We start from the raw sequence: 25,989 nt of genomic DNA, 5'->3' as shown, positions 1-25,989 counted from the left end.
GTCAGGCTCGCCTCCCTTCCTCTGACGCGATCTGTCGGATCCGGGCGATGAAGCGAGCCTCGCCGAACTCCTCGGCCCGGGCTCGCAGTCTTGCAGGGTCCCAGTCGTGGCGATCCGACGCCGCCAGGGCCGCGGCTACCTGGTCGGGGTCCGGCTGGTCGAAGAACACCCCGGTCTCGCCCTCGAGCACCGTCTCGAGGAACCCGCCCCCGCGCAGGGCGACGGCCGGCACTCCGAAGGCGGCGGCCTCCAGCGGCGCGAGGCCGAAGTCCTCGTGGCTGGCAGCGACGAGCACCCCCGCGCCGGCGTACACCGATCGCAGCTGTGCGTCGCTCAACCCGCCCAACAGGTGCACGTTGTCGGGCAGCGTCGCACGCAGCCGCCCCTCCTCCGGGCCACGACCGACGACCACCAGCCGGCGGCCGGTGCCGCGCACGGCCTCGATGACGGCGTCGACGTTCTTGTATGGCAGCAGCCGGGAGACGACGAGGGCGTAGCCGGGGTCCCAGTCCGCGAGCTCGGGCACGGGCTCGCGGGGTGCGGAGGCGTCCATCCCGTGCGGGGGTGGCAGCAGCTCGGCTTCGCGTCCGTACGTCGCGCGGATCCGCTGCTGCACGACGAGGCTGTTGGCGAGGTAGACGTCGACGCGGTCGGCGCGGGTGCGGTCCCACCGCCGGAGGAACGGCCGCATCGCCATCAGGGGCGGCCCGATCGGTGAGCGCCACGGGGCACCGCCGAGGTACTCGTCGGTCTGGTAGAGCCACCGGGCGGGGTTGTGGCAGTAGACGACCGTGCGACCGTCGGTGTCGAAGCCGTGGGCCCAGCCGCTGCTGGAGGCGACGACGACGTCGGCGTCGATCCGCATCCGCGAGGCGGCCGCTGCGAGCACCGGGAGCGCCAGCCGGTGGTCGCGCCGCAGCGTCCTGACCCGGTTGATGGGCGAGGTCCGCAGGTCGGCCCCGGCGAACTCCGGGTAGGTGCCCTCCGGGTCGTAGAGCGTGGTGTGCAGCGGAGCGCCGGGGAAGGCCCGCAGCATCGTCAGCACGACCCGTTCGGCGCCGCCGCGCTGGGTGAGGTAGTCGTGGGCGATCGCGACGGGCGGCGACGTCGTGCCGGCGCTCATCCCACCCCCAGGTCGTCGAGGAGCCGCTGCACCCGGAGCCGGCCGGCGCGCGGGGAGTAGTGCTCCGCCCAACGGCTGCGCGCGCGATCGGTCACGGCACGCACCTCGGACGGGGTGGCCGCCAGGGCGTCGCCGACGACCCGCGCGAGGTCCGCGGCGTCGCCCGCCCGGGCCACCCACGGGTGGTCGGGCCCCGCCACCTCGGGCAGCGCCCCGGCGTCGGAGACGACGAAGGGGACGCCGGCCGCCATCGCCTCGGCGACAACGAGGCCGAAGGGCTCGGCCCAGACGCTGGGGAAGGCGACGACCGTGGCACGGGCGAACAGCTCGCCCGGCGCGACGTGGCCCAACCGTACGACGCGCGACCCGAGGGCGGACAGCGCCCGCTCGACGACCCGCACGTCCGGCTCCGGCACGTACCGGGCGTCGCCGGCGACCACGAGGTCCCCGACGCCCGACAGCCGGCCGACGGCGTCGGCGAGCACGTCGACACCCTTGTCGGTCGAGAGGCGGCCGAGGTAGCCGACGTCCCGCGACCCGACGGCGGAGCGGTCGAGCAGCGGCAGGTCGGCCGTCCAGTTGGCGTGTGCGCGGCTGCCCGGGACACGGCGGGCCATGTCGGTCGACGGCACGAGGGTCACCAGAGCGCCGCGACGTGCGACCGCGGCGGCCGCGACCTGTCCGCGCCCGCGCGGATCCTGGTGCAGGTGCACGATGCGCCTGCGGTGGCCGGCGGTCGCGACCGCCGGCACGAGCCCGTGGCACCACACCACCCCGTCGCGCTCCGCCCGGTCCCACGCCCGCAGCCGACGGAGGTAGTCGCGCCGGTCGTCGGCGCGGATCGCCACCACCTCGGCGCCGGCCGCCGCGGCCGCGTCGAGCACTTCCGTGGGCCGGTCCGCCGAGACGACCGTCACCGCGTGCCCGAGGTCGAGCAGCGCCTCGGCGTGGCGCAGCAGCACCTGCTCGCCGCCGCCCAGGTCCGGGTTGTTGGCCGCGAGGTGGATCCGCTCACCCATCGGAGGACGCCTCCGGCGGGCAGCGGAGCGCGTGCCCGAGCGCGGAGCCGACCGCGATCGCCATCGGGGTGTCGAGCAGCACCTCGCCGAGGGTGATGGCCATGACGGCGGTGCCGATGATCGCCGCCTGTGCCCCGGCCGCGGCCAGGTCGCCGGCCCGCGACCGCCGCGACAGCCGCAGGAACGCGACGACCATGAGGCCCAGGACGAGCAGCAGCGCGAGCCACCCGCCCTCCTGCCGGACGGCGAGGTAGCTGTTGTGGAAGAAGAACTCGAGGTCGCGGATGTCGACCTTCGCCGTGCCGGGCCCGTTGCCGTACCAGGGCGCACCCGCCAGCTCGACCTTCTCCTGGGCCACGATCCGCTCGCGGAGTGCGTCGCTGCCGGAGCGGTCCGAGAACGGCCCGAAGGTCGTCAGGCTCCGGGGGACGTTGTCCACGATCCAGACGAGCCCGGCCGCCATGATCGCTCCGCCTGCCGGCCCGAGCCGGCGGCCGAGCAGCACCCAGACGACCGCGAAGGCGCCGGCGAGGAGACCGGTCCGTGAGTAGGTCAGCACGAGCCCCGCGACCACGGGCACGGCGACGGCGAGGCGGACCTGCCACCGGTCGTCGCAGAAGAAGACCGCCAGCACGCCCAGCACGGCGATGAAGAAGGCGCCGGCGTTGGGGTCGCCGAGGTACCCGGTGAGGCGACCCGGGTAGGAGTCGCCGCCGATGCCGACGAGGGCCAGCCCGATCACCGCGACCAGGCTCGCCGCCAGCCCCGCGCCGGCTGAGCGCAGCGAGATCCGCCCCGTGCCGAAGGCCCAGACGAGCCCGCAGCAGACCGCGACGTGTCCCACCCGCCGGATCCAGTCGACGTCGTTGGCGAGGCCCGACCAGGTCAGCAGCGCGAGGAGGCCGCCGAGGGGCACGACCACCGTCCCGGGCAGCCGGGCTCCGCCGCGCGCCGGCCGGAGCAGGCAGAGGCCGACGAGCGCCGCCATGGCCAGCTCGTTGAGCGGGAGGCCGGCGACCTCGACCACCCGCAGCGGCACCATCGCCATGAGCAGGAAGTCGGTGGCGCGGACCTGGCGGTCCGCGTCGTCGGCGCGCTGCACCGACGTGTCGGGCAGGTCCCACGGTGAGACGACCCGCCCCCTCACGCGGGCACCCCGAGGGCGTCGTACGTCGCGGCGACCCGCTGGCACATGTCGTCGACCGTCGGCCAGTCGCGCAGCGTCGGGCGGGCGGCGGGGTCGAGTCCCTGGGTCGCGAGGGCGGTGGCCACGGCGGACGCGTCCGCGGCGTCGACGAGGGAGGCGGGTGGCAGGATCTCCGGGTTGCCGCCGACGTCGCTGGCGACGACGCCGAGACGCCGCGCCGCCGCGTCGAGCAGCGCGTAGGAGCAGTTCTCCCACACCGACAGCATCGCCAGGACGTCGTGCTCGGCCATCGCGTCCTCGGGGTCGAGGAAGCCGGGCAGCGACACGGCGTCCACCAGGTCGAGGCGCTCGACCCGGGCGCGGAGCGCCGCCTCCTCCGGTCCCGTGCCGGCCAAGGTCAACCGGGCGTCGGGATGCCGCCGACGCAGCTCGGCGAAGCCATCGAGCAGGGCCGGCAGCCGCTTCTCCGGCGCGAGCCGGGCGAGGCTGAGGACGCGGAGCCCCGGCTCGCGCCTCGGCACGCGGGCCGGCACGTCGACGCCGTTGGGGATGACCTCGACCGCACGGCCGGCGTGCCACTTCTCGCGCATGACGCCGGCCGTCGCCTGGCTCACCGCGATCACGGCGTCGAAGCGCCGCAGCCGTGCCGTGTGGACGGCTCCCATCACGCGCGCCTTGGCGGCCGAGCGGTGGTAGACGACGTCGTCCCGGGCGATCCCGTGCTCGGTGGTCACCAGCCGGGCGGCGCCGCCGACGGCCAGCGCGGCGACCACGTCGGCGTACGACAGGTGGCTGTGCACGACGGCCGGCCGCAGGGTGCGGACGGCGTGGTGCAGGGAGGACACCGACGGGCGGGTCCCGTGGTCCGGGCCGAACGGCGCCTCGACGACCGCCGCACCCAGCTCGCGCAGCCGCGCCGGCAACGCGCCGGGGGGCGTGAGCACGACGAGGCGCCAGCCGGGGATGCCGTGGCGGGCGACGTCAAGGACGTGCCGCGCCACTCCCGCCAGGTCGCTGACCGGCACCACCCAGAGCGCGGTGGGTGGGATTAGAACCATTGCTCCAACCGCTCGAGGGCGATCCAGAAGCCCTCGCCGTCGTTGACGTGTCCCTGCCAGATCTCGGGGATGAAGCTCACTCCCGGAGCCATGGCGTCGAGCTGCTGGGCCAGCACGGCCCAGTCGATCTCGCCGTCGCCGACCTGCACCCCCTCGCCGTCCACGCCCGTCGCGTCCACGAGGTGCAGGTGCTCGGTGTGCGGTGCGAGCAGGTCGGTGGCCTCGGCGAACGACATGCCGAGGTAGTTGGCCGACAGCTTGGAGTGCGAGACGTCGAAGCACAGGCGACGACCGTGGCGCTCGGCGAACTCGGCAGTGTCGCGGGGGTCGACGAAGAGGTTGCAGTAGAGCTGTCCGCCCATGTACCAGGGGTAGGGCGGCAGCGTCTGCGCGCACAGCCGCACCCCCGAGTCGTCGACCCGGGCCAGCCCGGCGGCCACCCGGTCGTACATCGCAGCGCGCTGCTCCGGACGCACGAACGCGTCGCTGGTGAAGCCGCCGAGGCTGGCCACGACCACCGGTCCCTCCGCGTCGGCCCGCGCGTCCGCACCGCGGGTGAAGTGCTGCTGCATCTCGCGGGTGGTGTCGACGACCCGCTGGAGCTCGCGGATCGAGCGCTCCCAGTGGTCGTCGTCGGGCGAGGCGAGGTTGAGCAGGAAGTCGCCGGCGAACAGGTCGGGGGAGTGGGTCGTGAACCCCGTCGGCAGCCCGCCTGGGTACTTCGCGAACACGTCGGCGACCGGCAGGTCGAGGTCCTTGTAGGAGAAGTGGAACTCCAGGAAGTCCGGGGTGGTGTCCTTCGTCATCGCGTCGATGTCGTGGTATCGCACGGCGAGCCCCCACGGGCGCCGGAACGCGTATTCCCGGCCGCGGGGCACGGCGTCACCGAGGTCGGTGGCGTAGAAGAAGTCGCCGGCGTCGAGCGCGCGGGTGGTCGTGCGGCCGACGAGCTTGTCGTAGGCGTTGGGCTGCAGACCGCGGCCGGGGCTCTTGATGTCGATGTCGGCGTCGGTCAGGGTCTCGCCGACCTCGATGCGGCGCGCCGCGACGAGCGACTTGGCGAGGTTGACCCGGTTCATCATCTCGCCGGTGGAGACCGCGCGCGGGGCCGCGGTGCCGAGGGCCTCCTCGACCTCCCGCACCCGCTGCACCATCTCGGCGAACTCGCCCGGCAGCAGGCTGACCTTGTGGTCGTTGCCCTCGAGGTCGCGGTCGACGGTGACGTGCTTCTCGATGATCCGGGCGCCGAGCGCGACGGCCGCGAGCACGACGTGGAAGCCGCGCTCGTGGCCGGAGTAGCCGACCGGCGCCTGCGTGAGCTCCGCGAGCCGGGTGAGGTAGGCGAGGTTGACGTCCTTGAACGGCGCGGGGTAGGTCGACTGGCAGTGCAGGAACGCGTGCGCCACGCCGGTGCCGCGGACGAGGTCGACGGTCTCGCGGATCTCGCCCTCGGTGGACATGCCCGTCGAGATCACCATGGGGGTGCCGCTCGCCGCCATGTGGCGCAGCAGCGCGTGGTTGGTCATGTCGGCGGAGGCCACCTTCAGCGAGGGGACGCCGTAGTCGACGAGTCGGTCCACGCTGACCGGGTCCCAGGCCGTGCACATGACGTCGATGCCGACGTCGCCGCAGTGGTCGAACACCTCGAAGAGCCCGTCGGCGCCGAGGTCGTACTTCGCGAGCAGGTCGAGGGTGTACTGCGGCCCGAGGTCCTCGCCACCCGAGCCGGAGCTGCCCTGGCGGTAGAGCGACTCCATGTCGCGCAGCTGGAACTTCACGACGTCCGCACCGGCCTCGACCGACAGGTCCACGAGCTTCCTGGCGAGCGAGACGTCGCCCTGGTGGTTGATCCCGATCTCGGAGACCATCAGCGCGGGGGCGTCGGGAGCCACGACGTGGCGCCCGATGCGCAGCTCGTCGGCCCGGTTGATCGCGATCGCGACGAGGTGTCCGCGCTCGTCGACGAGCGCCACGTGGTCGATGCCCGAGCCGAAGGCGTGGGAGATCTCGGCAGGGCTGCTGCCGACCGGCAGGCTGCGCGGTGAGGTGTTGGCGGCCTCGATGGCCGGGACGTCGACGGTGAGGCTGGCGGCGCTGCTGACCCAGCGGCGGAAGTCGCCGTCGGATAGCACGCCGTCGAGGTGGCCGTGCGCGTCGACGAGGAAGATCACGCGGGCCTTGTTGGCGGTGATCTTCTCCAAGGCGCGCAGGACCGGGTCGCCCGAGTAGACGACGTACGGCGTGAGGTCGCGCTCGATGATCACGGGCGCAACGCTAACCGCTCGCCGCAGCCCGGGTAGCCCGATGGCGACACCCGTGGGGACGGATCAGTCCTTCCACGCCCACAGGGTGCCGTGCCCCCAGTGGTTCAGCCTCTCGTGACCGACCCGGAAGCCGGCCGCCTCGAACAGCCGCTGTGCCGCGTCCCGGGCGGGAAGGGTCGGTGCCCCGGCCCGGTGGAACTCGATCACCCAGACGAGGTCGTCCAGCTCAGCGAGGCGGGGATCGGCCAGGATCGGCCACTCCCCGCCCTCGATGTCCATCTTCACGAAGTCGGCGTCTCGGAGGAACTCGTAGACGTCGACCGCCGGCACCGATCCCGCGAGGGCGTCCGGTCTCGACTCGACCTGCCGGCCGGCGCCGGAGCCCGACGAGAGGGCCGCGTGGCCGGGCCGCGTCATGGCGGCGGCCTCGACGAGCACGATCGGCTGGTCGGTCAGGCCGGCGCGGAAGACCGCCAGGTTGTCCGGGTCGGGCTCGATCGAGGTGATGCGGGCGTCGGGCCAGCGGCGGTGCGCCCAGTGGGCGAACATCCCGATGTTGCCGCCGATGTCGAGGACGCGACCGGGGCGCGCGAGGCGTGACCTAAGCGCAGCGGGGGGCTCGTACTCGCCGGCGGCCATGAGCTCGTGGAAGGCCTCGAGGTCACGTCGGTGCATCAGCGTGACAGTGCCACCGTCTCGCAGCGTCCACGAACGGACCCGACCGCGTGAGGTCAGCAGGTCGGCCACCGCGAAGCGGATCGGGGTCGTGGTCAGCAGTGCTGCCCTGAGGAACCGCAGGGCGAGCAGCGCGGCGACGGCCCGTCGCACCCGCGGTCGCAGCAGCACCCGGCGAAGCCCGGGCAGCGAGGCGATGCGCCGCAACGTGTTCATCATCGGTCGCGTCGCTCCAGCAACCTCGCTGCGAGCGCGACGTCGAGATCGGTGTCGATGTCCACGCCCTCGTCCTCGGCCATCACGAAGAGGCCGATGCGCCCGCCCAGCCGGTTGTCGTGCTGCTCGTAGACCTCGGTGCGGGTGAGGTAGAGGGAGCCGGTCTCCCGGTAGCGCCGGTTCTCGGCGGTGAGGTCCTGCCGGCGCGGGCGCGCCGCCACGTCGTACGCGGCCTGCGGGGGGTCGCCGGCCTGCCAGACGAACGGCGGCTGCTCGACGACGCCGACCATCGAGTCCACCCCGGTGGCGGCGAACTCGGCGAGGGCGCGGGCCAGCGTGTCGTCGTGCCGCACCGGCGACGTCGCCTGGAGCAGCATCACCGCGTCGGGACGACCGCGCTCCGCGGTGACCTGCTCGATCGCGTGCCGGACGACCGGCTCGGTCGGGGTGGTGTCCTGGGCGAGGTGGGCGGGCCGCAGCCACGGCACGCGCGCGCCGGCTTCGCGGGCGACGTGCGCGATCTCCTCGTCGTCGGTCGAGACCAGAACGTCCAGCTCCGGAACGGCGAGCGCCTGCTCGATCGTCCAGACGATCAGCGGCTTCCCGCCCACGTCGAGGAGGTTCTTGCGCGGCACGCCCTTCGAGCCGCCGCGGGCCGGGATGACGCAGAGGGTGTCGAGAGGATTCACGACGCGGCCGCCGTCACGATCTCGGCGATCCGCCGCGCCGGCTCGGTGGCCGGCCGGCTCGGTGCGGGCGTGGAGGTGGTCCCGAGGCGGTGCATGCCGTAACGTTCCCAGAACTCCACGAGCCACGCCGGAGGACGCGGGAAGTCGACCCACGCGTCGCGGCCCTGCGCGGCCGCCTCGAGGACGCCGGTGGAGAAGACGCTGACGACGGGGCCGTCGAGCCCGGCCAGCGGGGTGGATCCGTCGACCTCGATGCCCGAGCGCCGGTAGGCGCCGTGGACCAGTCGCGACAGGCGGTCCGTCTCCGAGGGGTGCGGCCGGTAGACGGCGTCGTGCGAGCGGCAGTGGGCGGCGGCTGCGGTCACGAGCCGGCCCCGCGACAGCTCCGCGGCGTGCATCTGCCCCAGGTAGGTGAGCCTGAGGCCGGTTCCGTCCGCCCGCCGGCCGGCGGCACCCCAGAGCAGCTGGCTGCCGACGGCCTCGTGCTCGACGTCGCTGCGACCCGAGCGCCAGAAGTCGGCGTCGACGTCGCTCCAGGCCAGCAGCCGCGCGCCCTGCGGCAGCGGCGGGGCGTGAGGGGTCAGGGCGCCGTGCTGCACCACCACCGAGGTGACGCCGAGGACGCTCGCCCAGTGCTGCGCGACCTCTCCGCGGGGAAGGTGGTGTCCGAGCGACAGGACGGCGGTGAGGCCGCGGAGCGCGACGGGCACGTCGGTCGCCACCTCCGCGCTCGACAGGGGTGTCCGCCCGGGAAGCTCGGGCGGCGGTCCCGGCGACAGCACGGCGACCGGCAGCTCGAGGTGGCGCAGCGGCTCGACCAGGGCGGCGTGGTTCGTGGGAGACGCGGAGTCGACGGCGACCAGCAGCCGCGGCTCGGTGTCGTACGTCGTCAGCACGAATCGCTCGACCTGCGGTCCGCCGGCGGGGCGGACGGCGTGACGCAGCCGGCGCAGGCGGTGCCGGGACTGCTGCCAGTCCCGCCAGGCCGCGAGGTCCCGGGGGTGGTTCAGCCCCATGCGGCCTCCAGCACGGGCACCCGGTGGTCGAAGGTGTGCTCGGCGAGCGTGCGGGCCCTCCCGCGCTCGGCGATCGTGCGGGCCCACGTGCGGTCGACCACGGCACGCCGGCACTGGTCGGCCAGCTCGTCGAGCCCGGAGAAGACCAGCACCTCCGTGCCGGGCTCGTAGAGCCGGTCGACGTCGGGGCGGTCGATGAGCTGCAGCGAGCCCGTGCCGGGCAGCTCGAAGGTGCGCATCGTGAAGCCGTCCTGGTCGGTGTGGGAGTTCAGGGCCGCGACAGCCCCGGCCGTCAGCCCGTAGGCCGTCGCGCGGTCCACCTCGCGCGCCGACGGGACACCGGGACGCCGCACCTGCCAGGTGCGGACCCGGTCGAACGGGTGGTGCGACCAGTCCCGGCCGTAGGCCCGCACGGGCACGCCTCGCTCGTGCAGGCCCTCGAGGAGGTGGGTGCGGTCGGGGTAGCGAGCGCCGATGAAGACGACCTCGTCGCTGGGAGCCGGCGTGAACGGCACGGTGTGGTCGAACGCGTCGAGCACGTGATGTGCCCGGAGGCCGCGGGAGCGGAGGTGCGACACGTCGTCGGGCGAGTACGAGACGACGGAGGGGCGGGAGGAGAGGACCTCGTCGTCGAAGCGCATGCGCGCGAGCTCGTCGTAGAGCCAGAGCAGCTGACGGGCCCCCGAGGCGTCGACAGCTTCCCAGTAGGCGGGGCCGAGGACGTCGCCCCTGACCGTGACGACGACGTCCGGCCGCTCGGCCCGTACGACATCGACCGCCCGCGCGGTGAGCAGCCGTCGCCGGGCGCGGTCCCCGGCGGGCGATCCGAGGCGGCTGGGGAGCTCATGGACGAGCTTCGTCCGGAGCTTGGCGCCGAGGGACGCGTTGAGGTCGTAGGAGTGGACGCGCACCTCGTGCCCGGCCCGACTCAGCGCGCTCGCGATCGAGTCGCCGTAGCCGTGGAAGGCGGGCGCGACGAGCAGGACGCGTGTCACCTGGCGGTCCCCGGGGACGTCGCGTCGAGGCCCGAGTCGAGCGACCCGAGCGCGACGAGGCGAGCGAAGGCCGGGCTCTTCTCCTTCAGCTCGTCGAACGTCCCGATGGCGCTGACCCGTCCACCCTCCAGGAACGCCACCTGGTCACAGTGCTTGACCGTGGAGAGCCGGTGCGCCACCAAGATGGTGGTGATGCGACCGTGCAGCTCGCGGATGGTGCGGCTGACCTCGTGCTCGGTCTCGTTGTCGAGAGCGGAGGTGGCCTCGTCCAGCACGAGCAGGTGGGGCGACCGGAAGAGGGCGCGCGCCAGGCCGACGCGTTGCCTCTGGCCGCCGGAGAGCCTGGTGCCGCGGTCCCCGACCTCGGTCTCCACGCCGTCGGGGAGCTCGCTGATGAGGTCGGCGAGCGAGGCCTGCTCGATCGCCGCGTGCAGGCGCGCGTCACCGGGGTCGTCCACCCCTGGGGTGAAGTACACGTTGTCCCTGATCGACCCCTCGAGCAGGTAGACGTCCTGCGGCACCATCGAGAGGCCGGCCTGCCAGGCCTTCAAGGCACCCCCGATGTCGACGGAGTCGGCAAGGATGACGCCGGCTGTGGGTCGCTGGAGGCCGAGGATGAGGTCCACCAGGGTCGACTTGCCCGATCCGCTCCTGCCGACCAGGGCCAGGGACGAGCCAGCAGGGATCGTGAGGTTGACGTCGACGAGGACGGGTGCGTCGGCATCCGGGTACTGGAACGTCAGGTCGCGGACCGTGAGCGCGTCGTTCAACGGCAGAGCCGCAGGGTGTGCGCCGGTGACCTCGACCAAGGTCCGGTGAGCCGCTCTGCTGTCCTCCTCCACCAGGTCGAGAGCCTCCTCGCCGGAACGCAGCAGGCTGAGGGAGGCGATGGAGCGGACGCAGCTGGGCAGGACGCGGAAGCCGGCTACCGCGAACAGGGCCAGCACGCCGAGGGCCTGGGTGCGGGACTCGAGCGCGAAGGACAACGCCGTCATGATGCCGATGGCGCCGATGAAGAGGATCTCCATCGCGTACTTGGGCAGCTCACTGATGAAGCCCATGGTGCGATGCTCCATGGCGGCCCTGAGCCTGGCGCCCTCGTAGCGCTGGACGAAGACCTCCTGGTCGTTGCGCAGCTGGATCTCCTTGATCCCGGACAGGGCCTGCAGCGCGTAGCGGAGGATCTCCAGGTTGGCCGTCATCAGCTCCTGCCCCGAGCGCCTCATGCGTTCGCGGACGAGGCGCTGCAGCAGGTAGGCGGCCAGGCCGAAGTAGATGGTGACGGCGAGCGTGGGGACGGGGGCCACGACGAGGAGGGTTGTCGCCATCGCGGCGATCGTCACCAGCTCGGTCGCCAAGGAGATGGCCGGGTTGAGGACGCGGTCGAACACCTGCGCCATGGCGTCGGACATGCGACGCAGGAGGTCGGCGGCGCCGCGCTGGACATGCAGCGAGTACGGGGCGTTGAGGTAGTAGCGCATCAACGCGCTGGAGGCCACAGCGCCTCGGCGCAGCACGAACCCGCTGGTCCACCACCTGATCGCCAGAGCCACCAGGCTCTTCGCGATGAACCCCCCGATGACGGCGCTGGAGAGGTAGATCGCGAGGCGGCTGTCGTCGGGGCTGCCGAGGAGCTCCCGGAGGCGCGGCAGGGCCCCGGCGGCGGTGTCGCCGGTGATGAGCTGCATGAGGGGCAGGACCAGGAGGAGCGCAAGCACCTCGCCCAGCGCGACGACCACTGATCCGGCTATCGCGAGGAAGAACCGACGCGTGGTGCTTGCGTCGAAGAGGGCGAGGGCTCGGCGCACCAGGTGGACTGATCCCGCGCTGGTCGACACGGTCTGCGAAGCACCGTCGCTCAGCGGACTCAGCCCCGCTTCCAGCACCAGTAGTGCAGGTCGAGGGACTCCGTGTCGGGCCCGGTCCAGTGACGACCATCTTGGCGGTACACCTGCGCCAGCTCGAAGCCGGCCCCGGCCAGGGCTTGCTCCTGGTACTCCTTGGTGGCGTAGAAGTGCATCAGCCGGTAGTCGTGCGCCTCGTCGTTGATGATCGACCAGCCATCCCCAAACACCTCGTCGCGTCGCATGCGCGCGTGTCGGGCCAGGGCGCTGAGGCGGCGGGCCGTGCGCTTCAACCACACGCGGCTCAGGCGCGGTCGCTCGAAGCGGGCGAGCCGCCGGTAGCCGTGTGCGTCCTGGTTGTGCGACGAGAACAGGAACCATCCCCCCGGACGCAGCACGCGGAAGACCTCCGCGAGGACCAGGGCGCGGTCGTCGCTCCCCATGGTGTCGATGCCGTTGAAGGAGAAGACCACCACGTCGATCGACGCCGGTTCGATCCACGGCATGGACCGCGCGTCGCCGACGCGCAGGTCGGCATCCGGGAAGCGTTCGCGAGCGGCGTGGACGAGCGGGGGTGAGTAGTCGACACCCACGTAGGTCCTGCTCAACGGCATGAGCAGGGGCGTCGTACGGCCGGCCCCCACACCCAGGTCGAGGACCCTGGACTCGCCCAGGAGCTCCCGGTTCTCCTGGACCCACGCCAGCTCCGCGGGCCGCTGCTCCTCGAAGCGTGAGTAGAAGGCCACCACCTCCTCGTCGGTGTAGACCGCGTGTGGGGGTACCGGCTCGCTCATGGCTACATGCTAGGTGCAGCCCGGACCGCGGTTCCCCGATCGCGCGCACCTACTAGGGTCGGCGTGTGGTTGTTCGTGTCATGGCGCCCGACCTGGCCGCCCCCAGCGGTGGGATCAAGGTGATCTACCGCTTCGTCGAGAACCTCCGGGCGTTGGGTCACGACGCTCGTGTGTGGCACGGAGCTCCCGGCTTCTCCTTCGACTCGTGGCGCTCGGATGCTCCCGTCGACACCGGTCTGCGCCTGCGGTTCGATCCCGGTGACGTCCTGGTGATGTCCGAGGTCGGTCGTTGGAACTTCCTCGCCGAGGGCAACCCGTTCGTCGTCCTGTGCCAGGGGGTCGACTTCATCTTCGCTTCGTCGGACTTCCTCGTCGACGAGCGCGGTGACTATCCGGGGTGGCCCGATGCCACCGCGGCGATCGCGACGTCGACGTCGATCGACGCCTTCTTGAGGGCTGCCTGTCCCGCCGACTTCCCGATCCACCACGTGCCGCTGGAGATCGAGGACTACTTCGTCCCGCGCGAGAAGCGACCGCAGATCGCCCTCATGCCGAGGCGCCGCCGGGAGGACCTGCTGGCCACGGTGCACCTGCTGCGGCGCTCGGGCCGCCTCGACGGCTGGGAGATCGTGCTGATCGACAAGATGTCACAGGCCGAGGTGGCGCGTGCGTTGGGGACCGCTGCGATCTTCCTGTTCGGCGGCGAGAGGGAGGGTTTCGGGCTGCCCGGTGCGGAGGCCATGGCAGCTGGATGCTACGTGGTCGGGTTCACCGGGGACGGCGCGAAGGAGTACATGCTCGAGGAGCACTCGTCTCCGGTTCCCGAGTCCGACTGTGTCCAGGCCGCGGCACGGACCCTCGAGGCCATGCGGTGGTTCAGCGACGACCGAGCGCAGTTCGACGAGCGCACGAGCGCAGCCGCGCGCTTCGTCGCCGATCACTACAACGTCGCGCAGTCACGCGCCGGCTTGGAGGCGGCGTTCGACCAGATACTCGCTCCCGGTTCCGGGTCGATGATCCGAGAGAGTGTCGTGCTGAGCCACTATCAAGCGCATGCTCCCGCGACCGACCCGTGGAACCGCCTCCGCGTCGCGTCGCGAGCGACTGCTCGTCGCGCGATCGACCGCCTGGCCCCGGCTCAGTCGCACCGCTCATCGCGCAGCTCGTAGCACGACGTCAAGGCCCGTCCCCAGGCTTCGAGCACCGGCCCGGGAAGGAACTCGCCGGCTCGCGCTCGCGCGGCCTCGCCTCGTCGTGCGAGCTCGTCGGGCGACTGCAGGGCGGAATGGAGCACGCGCGTGAACTCCCCCTCATCGCCCGGCGGGACGAGGTAGCCACGGTCCTCACCGACGAGCGAACGGACGCCAGGAGAGCAGTCGAACGCGATCGCGGGGACCCCCATGACAGCCGCTTCGAGGATGGACATCGGCAGACCTTCCATCCATGACGTCATCAGGAGCACCGAAGCCTCCGCCAGCACCTCGTAGGGGTCGTCGCAGTGCCCGGCCAGCCGGATCCTCGTGCATCCCGAGTCGTGGATCGCAGACCTCACCACGTCGAGCTGGTCCCCTTCGCCGTAGATGTCCAGCTGCCAGTCACCCAGTGCATCGTCGCGGGTGGCTGCAGCGAAGCACCTCACCATCACGTCCACGGCCTTCTCGCCCGACAAGCGGCTGATCGCGACGGCGGTCGGTCGCCTGGTCCGCGGTGCGACCTCGGAGGGCTCTACCGGGTTGGGCATCGCCACGCATCGCGGCCGCAGCATCTCCTGGAACCGCGCGGCGTCGGCCTCCGTCAGCGCCATGAACACGTCGAGGTCCTGGAAGTGGTCTGCTATGGCGCCTCGCAGCCACGGCTCGAGGTCGATGCTCTCGAACTGGGAATGGTGCTGACCGACGAGCAGAGGGCCGCTGCCGTCGCGCTTCCAACCCGTCTCGTCGGCGGCGATCTTCGTGCTGACGTGCGAGAAGACCAGCGCCGTCTCGCTGCCGTAACGCTGGAGCAGGCGGCGCAGGCGGGCTCGGTTGCGTACCCGGTCAACGCGCTTCACCACGACCTCGACGAGCCCGCGTGCGCGGTTGCGCCAGCCCTGCGACATCCGGAACGACGACCGCCGCTGGCGCTCCGGGTGGGCGTCGACCACGTGGGTCGGGAACTGGGCGGCCCGGCTCCCGGGTCGGAGCGAGATGTGCTCGACCGGAACCCCGCTCGCGACGAGGGCGGCGGACAAGGTGTGCACCACCTTGGCGCCGCCGCTCGTCTCCGGTGTCCGCGGCGCGAAGAACACGACGCGCTCGCACCCGCCCGGCCAGCCCTGGACCCCGACCCCGCTCATCCTCCCAGTTCCCGTCGCCGTCGTACGCCGGCCGTCGCCCGTCGTAGGAGCCGCGGCTCCTGCGCGAACCCCAGGCGCAGGAGAAGCGCCCGGACCTGCCACCGTGGGCTCGAGGACACTCCGGGGAGGGCAAGTGCTCGGGCGACGAGGTCGGGGCGCTCTCCCGTGCGCCAGAGCATGAGAGCCAGGTGCGGCGCGGTGTCCCGGATGTAGGCGTCGCCGGCGTCCGACACGCCGCACTGGTCCAGGAGGATGCCCAGCCGAGCGGCGAGGTGGAGCGGCTTGTCGGCACCGAAGTGTGTGCTGCCCAGGGAGGTGCGGAGCTCCCGGACCGCCACCAGCGGCTGGTCCACGCACAGGATGTCGTCGCCAGTGGCCGCGAGCCGTAGCCACAGGTCGTGGTCCTCGTAGAACCATTCGTCGTTGTACGCGCCGACACGTCGTACCGCTCGCGTGTCGAGCAGCACGGACGCCGCAGGGATCCAGTTGTGCTTCAAGAGCTCCGTGTGCAGCCGGCCCTCGAACGACGTGACGCGTTCCCAGTCGTTGAGCGTCCCGTAGTCCGGAGCCAGGGGCTGGCCGTGCTCGTCGATGCGCAGGGCGTTCGAGTAGACCGCGCAGGAGGGCGAGTCGCGTTGCTCCCATCGGTCGAGCTGCGCCTGGAGACGGTGGGGGAGCATGCGATCGTCGGCCGAGAGGTAGGTGTAGAGCGGGGTGTCGACATCGGCGAGAGCCTCGTTGAGGCTGGTGCACAGGCCTGTGTTCGACCGGTGGAACATCGTGTGGACGTCGAGGTGGGCGTGCCCCTCGATCCACCGGTCGATCACCTCGGTCGAGTCGTCCGTCGAGGCGTCGTCGACGACGACGATCCGGCGCGGCGGGAAGGTCTGGGCGGCGATCGAGTCCAGTGCCTCCGCCACGTAGTCCCGGTGGTTGTAGCTGACCACGATGACCGTCACCTCGGTGGCGGGCGCGCTCGTCGCGGGCCCGGTCACGTGGCGGTCCTGGACGTCGTGGTGAGTCCGCGCTCGTCGAGTGCCTGCGCGAGCTCACGCCACATGACCTCCGAGCTGTTGCGCCGGACCACCCGCTCCCGCGCGGCGGCGCCCAGGCGTTCACGTTGGGGTTCGTCGGTGACGAGCTCGCGCAGCACCCGCCGCCAGCCGTCGACGTCCCCGCGCGGCACCAGGCGGCCGTCGACGCCGTCGTCGAAGTAGGCGCTCAGCCCCGGGGTCGCGGTGGCCACGACCGCGCAGCCGGTGGAGGCGGCCTCGAGGGCCACGCTCGAGCCGGTGGGGTAGACGAGCTCATGGGTCGGGACTGCGACCACCTGCGCACGCTGCAGCAGCGCGCGGTACTCAGCCATGCCGACGGTCCCGTGCAGCCGGACGTTCGCCGGGACCCTGAGTCCCGCGATGTTCTCCGGCTTGCACACCAGGTCGAGAGGGAAGTCGAGGGCCTCGAACGCGGCCAGGAGGGAGCCGTAGTCCCGGCCACGGTCCTGCCCCACTGCCAGCACCTGGATGTCACGGGCCCGGTCGCCCGGTGCATAGAACGCGGTCGTCACGCCCCAGGTCAGCTCCAGGATGCGCTCGGCGCTGAACCCCATGTCAGCCAGGACGTCGGCTCCCGATGGTCCGAAGTAGGTGATCAGGTCGGCGGCGGCGACATTGCGCAGCAGCCACGAGCGGCGGCGCGGCGTCGCGGTGACGAGCTCGTCTGCCAACCAGCAGGTCCAGATGACCAGGGGCGTGCGCGCGTACGGAGGAATGCTCCAGCGCTTCGCCCGTCCCACCGCGTAGCCCTGCTGCTCCAGCAGCGCGATCACGACGTCGGCCTCGGCTGCCAGCCTCGCTCCGCGGATCGCGCGCTCGACAGGGATCCCGGTGCGGTGCTCGAACACGTCACGCGGCTTGCGCCATGGCGCCGCCTCCTGACGGCGTGCCCACTCGAGCTGGAAGCCGTGGCGCTCGAGCGCTTCCAGTCCGTAGGGCAGAGGGGCGATCGCCTCGCCACGCAGGTACTGCTGGTGCCAGGTGTCGAAGTTGCGTTCGGCCAGGATCAGGGCGCGGGTCATCCTCCACCTCGCCGGTGCGCCGGGAGCGGACCGACGCGGCTCGCGTAGAGCTCGCGCAGGCATCCCGAGAACGCGTCGGTCGAGAACTCCTCGGCCCGTCGGCGACAACGCTCGTGCCAGCTCGTCCATCGTTCGGGGTCGAGGAGTGCTCGCGTCTTGGCCGCCAGCTCCGCAGGGGTGCGCCACGTCAGGTCGGGCTCGTCCTGCACGACCTCGGCCGGACCCGCGGTGGCGTAGACGAGGGGCACGATGCCGGCTGACATCGCTTCGACGGTGGAGATCCCGAAGTGCTCCTGCGCCTCCGGGTGCCGGTCGCTGTCAGTGCCGTATCCCTGCGCGTGCCAGTAGAGGCGCGCGTGGGCCGAGAGCTCGCTCAGCAGCTCGTGGGAGGCGTTGGGATGGAGTGAGACGGGCAAGCCGTGGGCCATGGTGCGGACGTGCTCGAGGTAGGCGCGGTCCGCCGCGCTCGTCCCGACGGCGCCGACGAGGTGCAGCGACCAGCCGTCGGCAGCCAGGTCGGGCATGTCGGCGAGCGTCTGCACCAGCACATCCTGTCGTTTGTGCGGGATGTTCGGCCCGTCGGCTTGGAAGCGGCCGACGTTGAGGATCGTCTTCGCGCGATCCGCCGCCGCGGCGCCTGTGAGCTGCGCGCACGGTGGGTGGAGGGTGATGGCGTCGACGTTCCAGCGGCGGTGGACGTGTTCCCGGGTGAACTCGGAGTTGGCCAGGACGACCTCGTAGGTGTCGATGAACCGGGACGCGCCCCGGAGCAGCAGCCTGTGCCGCGCGGCGGCGACCAGTCGCAGGTAGAAGGCGTGTGCGCCCGATCGCGTCGGCAGGTGCAGGACGTGCGGGAAGTGGGTGTAGTACCAGCTGCGGTCGCCGATGCCGGGGAGCTCGCTCTTGAACTTCATGTTGATGAACAACCCGGGGACACGCGCGCGCATCGCCTTCACGTGTGCGACGTCGCGAACCAGGTCCCGCACGGCGCGAGGAAGGCGACGGTGCACGCGAGGTGACGGCAGCTGCTCCAGCTGCACGTTCCCCATGTCGACTCCGAAGTGCTCGCGCAGGTGACCGGGGGAGACCCGCGAGTCGGTGAAGCAGGTCACCGTCAGTCCCGCGTCGGCGAGAGCCCGGGCGGTCACCAGGGCCGTCTTCTCGGCTCCCCCGCCCGAGTCCAGGCCTGGTACGAAGACCGCGACGTCGACTGGCCCCGGTTCGCTCATCGCCCTCCTTGCGCTGATGGTGTGATGATCCTATGCGGGTGGAGGCACACGCTCGCGCCCATCGGCAAGCATGGGGGAGTAGAAGCAGTGACGCTCGTCAGCATCGTCGTGCCCTGTTACAACCTGGGCGCGTACGTCGAGGAGGCGGTGCGTTCGGCGCTGAACCAGACGTACGCCGACGTGGAGGTGGTCGTGGTCGACGACGGGTCGACGGACGTCGCCACCCGGCGAGTGCTCGACCACGCGCGGTAGCCGCGTACCCGCGTCATCCGTAAGCAGAACGCTGGCTGCCCGTCAGCGCTGAACGCGGGCGTCGCCGCGGCACGGGGTGCCTACGTGCTGCCGCTGAGCGCCGACGACCGGATCCACCCCGACTACGTGCGCCGGGCCGTCGACGTGATGCAGGGCCGCGCCGATGTCGGCGTCGTGTACTGCCGCGCCGAGTTCTTCGACGGTCGGACCGGGACGTGGGACCTTCCGGACTACTCGCCCGAGGAGATGGCGCGCGGCAACGTCATCTTCGCCTCGGCGATGTTCCGGCGCGGGGACTGGGAGCGCGTCGGGGGTCTCAACGAGGACGCCGCGCTCGGGCTCGAGGACTGGGACTTCTGGTTGCGGGTGACCTCGCTGCCGCGCGGAGTCGTCAGGCTGAACGAGATCCTCTTCCACTACCGCATCCGCAGCGACTCGCTGACGACGAGGATCGCCGAGGACCCGGGGAAGACTGCCGCCGCGCAGGCGGTCGTGTTCCGCAACAACGTCGAGTTCTTCGCGGACCACGCGGAGAGCCTGTTCACGTACCGGAACCAGCTCGAGGAGGAGGTCTGGGAGCTGAGGACCCACGTACGGCGGTGGTGCTGGATCACGGAGCGTCTCGACCGCTACGCCCGGCTCCACCCTCGCCTCGCCGACCACACTGCCCGGGGCGAGGCACAGGTTCCGCAGGACACCGCAGGCGTAGGTGGCCCACCCGGGTCGCGTGTCTAGATCGCGTCGCCGGCGGCGCTGATCCGCTGGCCCGCCTCGCTCGACGCCTCGACCACGAGCGCCACGGCCTTGTGGGCAAGCGGTCGCGGCAGGAACATGGCGGCGCGGTCGACCGCACGACCGAGGCGGGTGACCCGCTTCTCGTCGAGACCCAGCTGCAAGCCCATCACCGCGCTCCGCCAGGCCGAGCGCTGGGTACCGCTGGCCGGCACCATGCCGTGCTTGGAGTCGAAGCGCCGCTTGGCGGCGCCGGCGTAGAACGCCCGCTGGGCGCGCGCCGCCGTCGTAGCAGCCGGGCCCCTGTGCTCGGTCTCCAGCCTCGGGTCGAGCACGATCGGGACGCCCGTGCGGGACAGCCGGTAGCCCCAGTCGACGTCCTCCCACCCATACGACCGGAACGCGGTGTCGTACGGGCCCACCCTCTCCCACAACCGCCGCGTGACCGAGCAGTTCCCGGCCCAGTACCGCCAGGTCTCCGCGGGGTCGACCCGGTAGGCGTCGCGTCGGTACCGCGCGTCCCACGCTCGACCGTAGGCGCGGGCGTACGAGGTGTCCGGGTAGACGTTGCGGACGAGACCCACCACCCCCACGTCCCTTTCCTCGTGCGCTCGCGCATGGTTCTCGACGTAGTTGGGGCCCGGGACCATGTCGTCGTCGCAGCGCACCAGCACGTCGCCCTTGGCGGCCCGGAAGCCGGCGTTGAGGGCAGCCGGGCGTCCCTGGTTGTCGTCGAACACCACGAGGCGCACCGGCAGCTCCTTCGCAGCGAGCCTGACGACCGCAGAGGAGTCGTCCACGTCACCGTCGAGGACCACCACGGCCTCCCAGTCGTCCAGGGACTGACGAGCCAGTGCCTCGAACAGCCTCGGGAGATGTCCCGCCCCGCCGCGACTCGGGACGACAATCGACACCGAAGGGTCACCTGGCATGGCTCGATCGTAGGCAACGGCGTGCTCGTGATCGCCGCTACCCTGTCCGCGACTCGCGACCACGACTGGACGCAACCGGCGCCCTCGCCGCCGAGCCCCCGATGGAGGAACGATCACTGTGCGACGTCTCATCGTTGCTCCGCACATGGACGACGAGTCCCTCGGGTGCGGAGGGCTGCTGGCCAAGTTCCCCCAGGAGTCCACCGTGGTGGTGGTGACGCAAAGCGGTGACACCCGACGCCGGGAGCACGCAGAGGCGATGGACGTCCTAGGGGTCACGGATTCGCGCTGCCTCGACTTCGTCGACGGCACGACCCAGCAGCACATGTCCGACCTGGTCCATCAGCTCGACCTCGTCATGGCAGAGGTGGAACCCGAAGAGGTCTACCTCCCCTTCCCGTCGTTGCACCAGGACCACATCGGTGTCTACGAAGCAGGAATGCGTTCCGCGCGGCTCTCGATGTCGCTCGGTCACTGGGTGCCCAACAGCGTGCTGGTCTACGACATCGCCGTCTACGACGTGAACCTCTACCCCTCGGACCTCCGGTGGAACGTCTTCGAGGCCCTCACGGAGGAGCAGGCGGACCTCAAGGCGGCGGCATGCGCCGCGTACGTCTCCGAGAACCCGGGCGGCCCGCACCCGATGAACAGCATCAAGGAGATCGCCGCAACGGTCGGTCACATGCGCAAGGTCGAGTTCGCCGAGCAGTACGCCCTCGTGCGGCAGGTCCGCCGGTGAAGGTCACCATCCATCAGCCGGACCTGCTGCCCTACTCCGGCTTCTGGTTCAAGATGGCGACCTCCGACGCCTTCATCCTCTCGGTGCACGACCAGTTCCAGAAGCACGGCTACCAGCGGCGGGTCACCATGCGCGACGCCTGGTGCTCCCACCAGCTGGTCGGCAAGCCGGCGCTGGTGCCGATCAACACCGTGGAGGTGGCCGAGGGTTGGCAGCAGCGGATCACCGACGTCATCCGCGGGCGTTACGCCGGTGCGACCTACTTCCAGAGCCGTGGCGTCGAGCTCGTCGAGAGGATCCGTGCCTGCCAGGGCCACCTGCTCCACGAGGTAAACACGGCGATGATCGAGGTGGTGCGCGAGATGCTGGGGATCGACACGCCCCTGCTCATCACGGAGCCCCCGAAGGAGGCGGCGGCCGAGCGCCTCGTCGAGCAGGTGCGGATGGTGGGCGGATCGGCCTACCTGGCCGGCCCGGGCGCTCGGGCCTACATGGGCGACGACCCGGAGGCCCGGTTCCGTGAGGCAGGCCTGGAGCTGTACTGGTCGGACCACCAGCCCACGACCGGCGACTCGATCGTCACCGTCCTCATGGACGAGGCGGATCCGATGGCCGTGGTCCTTCGGACCTCCTGACCGCTGTCGGGCTGGGGTCGGAGCAGCTCGTGCCGCGGCCGATGACGTGGGGGGCTCAATAGGCGGCTCAGAGGTGGGCTGGGGCGTCACCTGTGGGATCGGGCTGGTCGGCGAGGGCCGCCAGCACCTCCTCGACGAAGTCGGCCACGCCCTCCTCGCCGGCCACCGGACCGCCGGCGAGGTAGCCGTCGGCGCCGAGCAGGACCGCGGCCGGCGCGCCGACGGAGAACAACCGGCGCACGTTGAGCTCCGGCTCCCACGCGGCCAGCTCCGGAGCGTGTCCGACGGCCGCCTCAGCGGACTGCTCGTCCGGGTAGACAGCGAGCACCCCCACCGCCGGTCCCAGCCGGGCGGCCCAGGCGTCGAGCCTCTCGGCCGTCCGCACGCAGGGGCCGCACCCCGGGGTCAGGACCACCAACAGTCGGGCCTGGGTCGCGCTCAGCTCGAGGAGCGACGCCGTACGTCCGTCGCGGAGCGTGAGCGAGCCGTAGGGGACGGCCTGCCTCTCGTAGTCGAGCAGGTCGTCGTCCGCCGCCGGCGACCGGGACCAGCCCGGACCGCCGACCACGAGCACGGCCACGGCGGCTGCAGCGAGGGTGGCCAGCAGCGCCCACCACCCGTCACGGTCGAGGGCACCGAGGGCAGCGACCACGGAGCCGCCGTCGAGCGAGGATGCGAGGAGGGCCGCCGCCAGCGCGGACAGCAGGAGGTTGCGGGCCACGGTCGTGCGGTCGACGTCGTGCCGTCCCAGGCTGCCGAAGCAGGAGCACGTGACCGGTTCCTCGAAGCGCAGGGCCCGCGCCACGAGGGCGGTGTAGGCCAGCATCAGCGCGAGCACGGCCGCCGCAGCCACCGTCAGCCACCCGTCCGGCGCCAGCACCAGCGCGACCGCGAGGGCGAGCTCGGCCCACGGCAGCACCGTTGCCGCTGCGTCGGCGGGCACGACCCCCGGCACCCGCAGCGCGGTGAAGGCGTCGCGGGTGGCACGGCGGTCACGCAGCTTCGCGGCCCCGCTCGTCGCCAGGACCGCCACCAGCGTCAGCGCGACGACGAGGGCAGGGAGCGGTGCCGACGACATGTCACAAGGATAGGAGCGGCCACGCCTGGGTGTCCGGGCCTAGCAACCCTTCGCGGTGAAGCTCAGGTCGCTCAGGAAGAGGCGCTGGATGCTGCTGCCGCTGCTGTACGCGGCGTTCCAGTACTCCAGGACGAGCGTGGAGACCGGGCCGCCGAACGACACGCGTACGCGCGCGCCCGCGCTGTTCTCGTCGATGTTGCTGTTGGACTGTGCCGTGCCGTATCGGAAGGGCGAGGTTCCGAAGCCGGTGCCGTTGATGTTGGGGCTCGGTTCGCTGGGAGTGGGCGCAACCGTGGTGAACCGGACACGGTCCCAGTAGCCGGTGCTCGTGCTGTCGATGTCGACGAGCCAGAACGACAGGTTGGAGACCGCACGAGGGAAGCTGATGGTCAGGCGTTGGCCGCGGTCGGGGTTGCCCGTCGTCGCGTTCACCGAGGCCGTCGTGCTGGTCGAGTGCTGGAGGCACAGCCCACGCTCTGCGCCGCCCGGCGTGAGGTTCCCGAGGTTGGTGACGTTCGGCGCGGTACCGCCGCCGCTCGGACCGGGCACGGACAGGTTGTACGTCGGGTCGAGGGTGTAGCCATTGGCGACCGTGCCGATGAGAGCGCTGGCGAACTCCACGCGGACCGACTGGCCTCCCGCGCCGGAGGTGGTCGTCGCCGTCGCCGCTGCAGCGGTGCCGCCGATGCCGCGGCTGAAGCTCGACGTGCTCGACCCCCAGTCGAGCAGGTAGGAGTAGTCCGTGGCGCACGGCGACGCGGCGAACGACGGCGCGGCCGTCGCAACAGTGACGACCGGGACAGTCCATGCGCCGGCGCGAACCACGGTGCGGCGGGGGAGCCCGGACTGGGAAGCGACGCTGCCGTTGCGGACCGAGGGGGGCATGAGACAACCTCTGACGGGTGGACTACCGGAACCGTTGAAGTTTAGACAGACGTTGGTCATGGGCCTCCCGCGGAGCCTTGACCACGTCGCCCGAGTGCGCCGCGCCCCGGCGTCGGTCGCCGCTCGTCACCCGTGCTGCCTCGCGCGAGGGGAACAAGCCGGCGCCGCAGGCTGTTGTCGCTCCCTGATGACCTCCACCGCCCGGAACCCGGCCACCGACCACGCTGACGACTCGCGCCGGGTCTCCGTGCTGCTCGGCCTCCTCTTCGGCCTCGCCGGCATGGGCTCGTCGAGCGCTGCCGTCGCGCTCGCGCTGCTCGCCGACGACCTCGAGGTGAGCGCCGGCCTCGCGGCCTGGGTCATCAGCCTGTACGTGCTGATGCTCGCGGTGACCACCGCCCTCTACGGCCGCATCTCCGACCTGGTCGGCGTGCGCCGCCCACTGCTCGCCGGGCTGGTGCTCATGTCGGTCGGCGCGCTGGTCGCCGCGCTCGCGCCGACGTTCGAGGTCCTGCTCGTCGCCCGGATCGTCCAGGGCGCAGGCGCCGCCGCCGTCCCGACGCTCGGCGTCGCCGTCCTGTCGGCCAGGTACACCGGCGAGGTCCGCGGCCTCGCGTTCGGACGGCTGGCCGGGGTCGCCGCGGCGGTCAGCTGCCTCGGTCCGCTGATCGGTGGGCTGGTCGAGGCGGCGTTCGGCTGGCGCGCGGTGATGGCGCTGCCGATCCTCGGCGCCCTCGTCGTACCTTTGCTGTGGCGCGCCCTGCCCACAGGAGGCAGTGGTGCCCGGCTCGACATCGTGGGAGCCGTCGTCGTCGCCCTCACCGCCGCCGGGATGGTCCTGCTCGTCCAGTCGCCGTCCGCCGGACTCCTCGTCGCCGGGATCGGCGCGGTCCTCCTCGTGGTGGGCGTGCCCGCCGTGCGCGCCACCGTACGCCGGCGCCCCGACGGCTTCCTGCCGGTCGAGGTGATCCGCAACGGGACGGTGGTGCGCAGCGCCGTCGCCGCGTCCGCGGTGCCGGCATCGTGGTTCGCCCTGCTCATCGCCCTGCCCGCGATCCTCCTGGGGGAGGGCTGGGAGGCCTGGCAGGTCGGCCTCGCGATGGTCCCGAGCGCCGCGGTGGCGCTCGCCGTCCCGCAGGTGACGGGACCCATGCTGACCCGGATCGGTCCGGGCCGCGCGCTGGCCGTCGCCGGCCTCGTCGCCTCGGGGGCGCTGCTGGTCGCCACCGCCGGCGCCCACTGGTCGAGCGCACCGGTCCTGGTCGTCGCGATCATCGGGGTGACGTTCGCCTTCGGTCTCGGACAGCCGGCGTTGAGCGCGGTGGTCGGTGACGCCGTCCACGAGGACGTGCGCGGCGTCGCCCTGGGCGTCTCGACGCTGCTCTTCCTCATCGGTGGCAGCGTCGGCTCGGCCGTGGTCGCCGGGCTGAGCGGGCCGATCGGCATGGCCGGCGCGGTGCTCGTGCTCGCGGTCCTCCCGCTGCTCGGCCTCGTGGTGCTGGCGCCGACGTTGCGCTCCGCCCGGGCCTGAGCCGAGCGGCGGTCAGTGCCGCCGGACCGCCCGCGGTCACCTCGTACGTGCCGGCGGCCGGCTCAGCGCTGGGGGGCGCGGGCGCGCTCGGCCAGCGCCACCGCCGCCCGCTGCACGACCGGCAGCTCCTCGGGATCGCGTGCCGCCTCGTGCGGCACGGCGCCGCCGAGCAGCGCGGCGGGCGAGGTGAGCCAGATCCACGCGCGCCACGGGTCCAGCCCGGCGGCCAGGAGGGTCTCCAGCACCGCGAGCAGCTCGTGGCGCACCTCCCCGGCCTCGTCGAGCTGGAAGGACGGCACCAGCGTGGCCCCCTCGTGCTGGACGAGCAGGACGGCTCGCCGACCGGCAGCCTTGTGCAGCGCGAACCGTGCGGCGTTCTCCGAGGTGCCGCGCAGCGCGGCGACGCCTGCGTAGTCCAGCGACCCGTGCTCGAGCAGCGACTGCCGCAGGCGGGTCTCCCGCCGCAGCTGCACCAGGGCGACGGGGACGGCGTGCGCCGGGTCGTCGCCCTGTGCGCGCAGCAGCCGGTCGAGCTCCACCAGTCGGTCGGGCCCCAGAGGGTCGCCGCTGGCCGGGTCGGTCCACCGCACGCCGCCGGCGTCGCGGACGTACGTCGGCAGGCCCGCCGCGGCCAGCTGGTCGGCCAGGCCGAGGTCCTCCAGCCAGCCCGCCAGCTGCTCGGCGAGCCGGGGGTCGGGGGAGGAGCAGGGCATCGGGACCGTCC

The 25,989-nt window shown here is 72.1% G+C and carries 23 protein-coding genes and 1 pseudogene; 5 read left to right on the top strand and 19 right to left on the bottom strand.

Annotated elements, in window-relative coordinates; all coding sequences use genetic code 11:
- Position 1 precedes the first annotated feature (1 nt).
- The 11 genes from J3P38_RS05975 to J3P38_RS05925 form a co-directional block, all read right to left on the bottom strand.
- Complete coding sequence (locus tag J3P38_RS05975) at positions 2-1,123, bottom strand: glycosyltransferase (protein WP_210502967.1); 1,122 nt, start codon at positions 1,121-1,123, stop codon at positions 2-4.
- Complete coding sequence (locus J3P38_RS05970; protein WP_210502966.1) at positions 1,120-2,142, bottom strand: glycosyltransferase family 4 protein; 1,023 nt, start codon at positions 2,140-2,142, stop codon at positions 1,120-1,122. The genes J3P38_RS05975 and J3P38_RS05970 overlap by 4 nt, the downstream gene beginning before the upstream one ends.
- Positions 2,135-3,289: a hypothetical protein gene (locus J3P38_RS05965; RefSeq protein WP_210438914.1), complete on the bottom strand. Its 1,155-nt coding sequence runs from the start codon at positions 3,287-3,289 to the stop codon at positions 2,135-2,137. The genes J3P38_RS05970 and J3P38_RS05965 overlap by 8 nt, the downstream gene beginning before the upstream one ends.
- Positions 3,286-4,347 carry a glycosyltransferase family 4 protein gene (locus J3P38_RS05960; RefSeq protein ID WP_210502965.1) on the bottom strand — a complete coding sequence of 354 codons (1,062 nt, stop codon included), beginning with the start codon at positions 4,345-4,347 and terminating at the stop codon, positions 3,286-3,288. Before J3P38_RS05960 ends, J3P38_RS05965 begins: the two co-directional genes overlap by 4 nt.
- Positions 4,338-6,611 (bottom strand): N-acetylneuraminate synthase family protein, encoded by a 2,274-nt coding sequence (locus tag J3P38_RS05955; RefSeq protein ID WP_210502964.1) that lies wholly within the window; start codon positions 6,609-6,611, stop codon positions 4,338-4,340. Before J3P38_RS05955 ends, J3P38_RS05960 begins: the two co-directional genes overlap by 10 nt.
- A 63-nt stretch (positions 6,612-6,674) precedes the next feature.
- Positions 6,675-7,505 carry an FkbM family methyltransferase gene (locus tag J3P38_RS05950; RefSeq protein ID WP_210502963.1) on the bottom strand — a complete coding sequence of 277 codons (831 nt, stop codon included), beginning with the start codon at positions 7,503-7,505 and terminating at the stop codon, positions 6,675-6,677.
- A complete protein-coding gene (locus J3P38_RS05945) occupies positions 7,502-8,191 on the bottom strand; it encodes an acylneuraminate cytidylyltransferase family protein (RefSeq protein ID WP_210502962.1) in 690 nt (229 codons plus the stop codon). Before J3P38_RS05945 ends, J3P38_RS05950 begins: the two co-directional genes overlap by 4 nt.
- On the bottom strand, positions 8,188-9,207 hold the full coding sequence (locus tag J3P38_RS05940; protein WP_210502961.1) for a hypothetical protein: 1,020 nt from the start codon (positions 9,205-9,207) through the stop codon (positions 8,188-8,190). Before J3P38_RS05940 ends, J3P38_RS05945 begins: the two co-directional genes overlap by 4 nt.
- A complete protein-coding gene (locus tag J3P38_RS18300; protein ID WP_210438909.1) occupies positions 9,198-10,202 on the bottom strand; it encodes a CgeB family protein in 1,005 nt (334 codons plus the stop codon). The genes J3P38_RS05940 and J3P38_RS18300 overlap by 10 nt, the downstream gene beginning before the upstream one ends.
- Entirely contained in the window at positions 10,199-12,010 is a 1,812-nt protein-coding gene (locus J3P38_RS05930; RefSeq protein ID WP_210502960.1) for an ABC transporter ATP-binding protein, read from the bottom strand. The genes J3P38_RS18300 and J3P38_RS05930 overlap by 4 nt, the downstream gene beginning before the upstream one ends.
- Before the next feature lie 59 nt (positions 12,011-12,069).
- Positions 12,070-12,840 (bottom strand): class I SAM-dependent methyltransferase, encoded by a 771-nt coding sequence (locus J3P38_RS05925; RefSeq protein WP_210438907.1) that lies wholly within the window; start codon positions 12,838-12,840, stop codon positions 12,070-12,072.
- Between the two features lie 65 nt (positions 12,841-12,905).
- Here J3P38_RS05925 and J3P38_RS05920 point away from each other — a divergent pair, with 65 nt between their 5' ends.
- Positions 12,906-14,009, top strand: a complete 1,104-nt coding sequence (locus J3P38_RS05920) for a glycosyltransferase (RefSeq protein ID WP_210438906.1) — start codon at positions 12,906-12,908, stop codon at positions 14,007-14,009.
- Here the strand turns inward: J3P38_RS05920 and J3P38_RS18295 are convergent.
- The 4 genes from J3P38_RS18295 to J3P38_RS05900 all read right to left on the bottom strand — a co-directional run bounded on the left by J3P38_RS18295 (position 13,979) and on the right by J3P38_RS05900 (position 18,481).
- Complete coding sequence (locus J3P38_RS18295; protein ID WP_210502959.1) at positions 13,979-14,983, bottom strand: glycosyltransferase; 1,005 nt, start codon at positions 14,981-14,983, stop codon at positions 13,979-13,981. The genes J3P38_RS05920 and J3P38_RS18295 overlap by 31 nt on opposite strands.
- 188 nt (positions 14,984-15,171) lie before the next feature.
- The gene (locus J3P38_RS05910) at positions 15,172-16,170 is read right to left on the bottom strand and encodes a glycosyltransferase family 2 protein (protein ID WP_210438904.1); all 999 of its coding nucleotides are present in this window, start codon (positions 16,168-16,170) and stop codon (positions 15,172-15,174) included.
- Positions 16,167-17,252: a glycosyltransferase family 4 protein gene (locus J3P38_RS05905; RefSeq protein ID WP_210502958.1), complete on the bottom strand. Its 1,086-nt coding sequence runs from the start codon at positions 17,250-17,252 to the stop codon at positions 16,167-16,169. Before J3P38_RS05905 ends, J3P38_RS05910 begins: the two co-directional genes overlap by 4 nt.
- Positions 17,249-18,481, bottom strand: a complete 1,233-nt coding sequence (locus tag J3P38_RS05900) for a glycosyltransferase family 4 protein (protein WP_210438902.1) — start codon at positions 18,479-18,481, stop codon at positions 17,249-17,251. Before J3P38_RS05900 ends, J3P38_RS05905 begins: the two co-directional genes overlap by 4 nt.
- Before the next feature lie 24 nt (positions 18,482-18,505).
- Here J3P38_RS05900 and J3P38_RS05890 point away from each other — a divergent pair.
- Positions 18,506-19,468: pseudogene (locus tag J3P38_RS05890) on the top strand (glycosyltransferase).
- Here J3P38_RS05890 and J3P38_RS05885 read toward each other — a convergent pair.
- Positions 19,465-20,397, bottom strand: a complete 933-nt coding sequence (locus tag J3P38_RS05885) for a glycosyltransferase family 2 protein (protein WP_210438900.1) — start codon at positions 20,395-20,397, stop codon at positions 19,465-19,467. The pseudogene J3P38_RS05890 and the gene J3P38_RS05885 sit on opposite strands and share 4 nt — an antisense overlap.
- 118 nt (positions 20,398-20,515) lie before the next feature.
- On the opposite strand from J3P38_RS05885, the gene J3P38_RS05880 reads away from it, so the two are divergent.
- Together J3P38_RS05880 and J3P38_RS05875 are read left to right on the top strand one after the other, a co-directional pair.
- Entirely contained in the window at positions 20,516-21,136 is a 621-nt protein-coding gene (locus J3P38_RS05880; RefSeq protein ID WP_307807743.1) for a PIG-L deacetylase family protein, read from the top strand.
- Positions 21,133-21,771 carry a WbqC family protein gene (locus tag J3P38_RS05875; protein WP_210502956.1) on the top strand — a complete coding sequence of 213 codons (639 nt, stop codon included), beginning with the start codon at positions 21,133-21,135 and terminating at the stop codon, positions 21,769-21,771. The genes J3P38_RS05880 and J3P38_RS05875 overlap by 4 nt, the downstream gene beginning before the upstream one ends.
- A 67-nt stretch (positions 21,772-21,838) precedes the next feature.
- Here the strand turns inward: J3P38_RS05875 and J3P38_RS05870 are convergent, their stop codons facing one another.
- Both J3P38_RS05870 and J3P38_RS05865 read right to left on the bottom strand, forming a co-directional pair.
- Complete coding sequence (locus J3P38_RS05870) at positions 21,839-22,849, bottom strand: TlpA family protein disulfide reductase (RefSeq protein WP_210502955.1); 1,011 nt, start codon at positions 22,847-22,849, stop codon at positions 21,839-21,841.
- 39 nt (positions 22,850-22,888) lie between these two features.
- A complete protein-coding gene (locus J3P38_RS05865) occupies positions 22,889-23,734 on the bottom strand; it encodes a hypothetical protein (protein WP_210438896.1) in 846 nt (281 codons plus the stop codon).
- Positions 23,735-23,921: 187 nt separating this feature from the next.
- Here J3P38_RS05865 and J3P38_RS05860 point away from each other — a divergent pair, with 187 nt between their 5' ends.
- A complete protein-coding gene (locus tag J3P38_RS05860; RefSeq protein ID WP_210502954.1) occupies positions 23,922-25,265 on the top strand; it encodes an MFS transporter in 1,344 nt (447 codons plus the stop codon).
- Positions 25,266-25,327: 62 nt separating this feature from the next.
- On the opposite strand, the gene J3P38_RS05855 is transcribed toward J3P38_RS05860, so the two are convergent.
- Complete coding sequence (locus tag J3P38_RS05855; RefSeq protein ID WP_210502953.1) at positions 25,328-25,978, bottom strand: hypothetical protein; 651 nt, start codon at positions 25,976-25,978, stop codon at positions 25,328-25,330.
- Between the last annotated feature and the right edge of the window lie 11 nt (positions 25,979-25,989).

It is taken from the genome of Nocardioides xinjiangensis (assembly GCF_017916455.1).
In the GTDB taxonomy this organism is placed as follows: domain Bacteria; phylum Actinomycetota; class Actinomycetes; order Propionibacteriales; family Nocardioidaceae; genus Nocardioides; species Nocardioides xinjiangensis.
Note: the sequence above shows the minus strand (reverse complement) of the source record. Positions and strands in the feature narration are given on the sequence as shown.

Excerpts from the sequence above, each read along its gene's own strand:
- J3P38_RS05975 (WP_210502967.1), bottom strand. The coding sequence starts at position 1,123 with ATGAGCGCCGGCACGACGTCGCCGCCCGTCGCGATCGCCCACGACTAC.
- J3P38_RS05970 (WP_210502966.1), bottom strand. The coding sequence starts at position 2,142 with ATGGGTGAGCGGATCCACCTCGCGGCCAACAACCCGGACCTGGGCGGC.
- J3P38_RS05960 (WP_210502965.1), bottom strand. The coding sequence starts at position 4,347 with ATGGTTCTAATCCCACCCACCGCGCTCTGGGTGGTGCCGGTCAGCGAC.
- J3P38_RS05950 (WP_210502963.1), bottom strand. The coding sequence starts at position 7,505 with ATGATGAACACGTTGCGGCGCATCGCCTCGCTGCCCGGGCTTCGCCGG.
- J3P38_RS05940 (WP_210502961.1), bottom strand. The coding sequence starts at position 9,207 with ATGGGGCTGAACCACCCCCGGGACCTCGCGGCCTGGCGGGACTGGCAG.
- J3P38_RS05925 (WP_210438907.1), bottom strand. The coding sequence starts at position 12,840 with ATGAGCGAGCCGGTACCCCCACACGCGGTCTACACCGACGAGGAGGTG.
- J3P38_RS05905 (WP_210502958.1), bottom strand. The coding sequence starts at position 17,252 with ATGACCCGCGCCCTGATCCTGGCCGAACGCAACTTCGACACCTGGCAC.
- J3P38_RS05900 (WP_210438902.1), bottom strand. The coding sequence starts at position 18,481 with ATGAGCGAACCGGGGCCAGTCGACGTCGCGGTCTTCGTACCAGGCCTG.
- J3P38_RS05885 (WP_210438900.1), bottom strand. The coding sequence starts at position 20,397 with ATGCCAGGTGACCCTTCGGTGTCGATTGTCGTCCCGAGTCGCGGCGGG.
- J3P38_RS05870 (WP_210502955.1), bottom strand. The coding sequence starts at position 22,849 with ATGTCGTCGGCACCGCTCCCTGCCCTCGTCGTCGCGCTGACGCTGGTG.
- J3P38_RS05865 (WP_210438896.1), bottom strand. The coding sequence starts at position 23,734 with ATGCCCCCCTCGGTCCGCAACGGCAGCGTCGCTTCCCAGTCCGGGCTC.
- J3P38_RS05860 (WP_210502954.1), top strand. The coding sequence starts at position 23,922 with ATGACCTCCACCGCCCGGAACCCGGCCACCGACCACGCTGACGACTCG.
- J3P38_RS05855 (WP_210502953.1), bottom strand. The coding sequence starts at position 25,978 with ATGCCCTGCTCCTCCCCCGACCCCCGGCTCGCCGAGCAGCTGGCGGGC.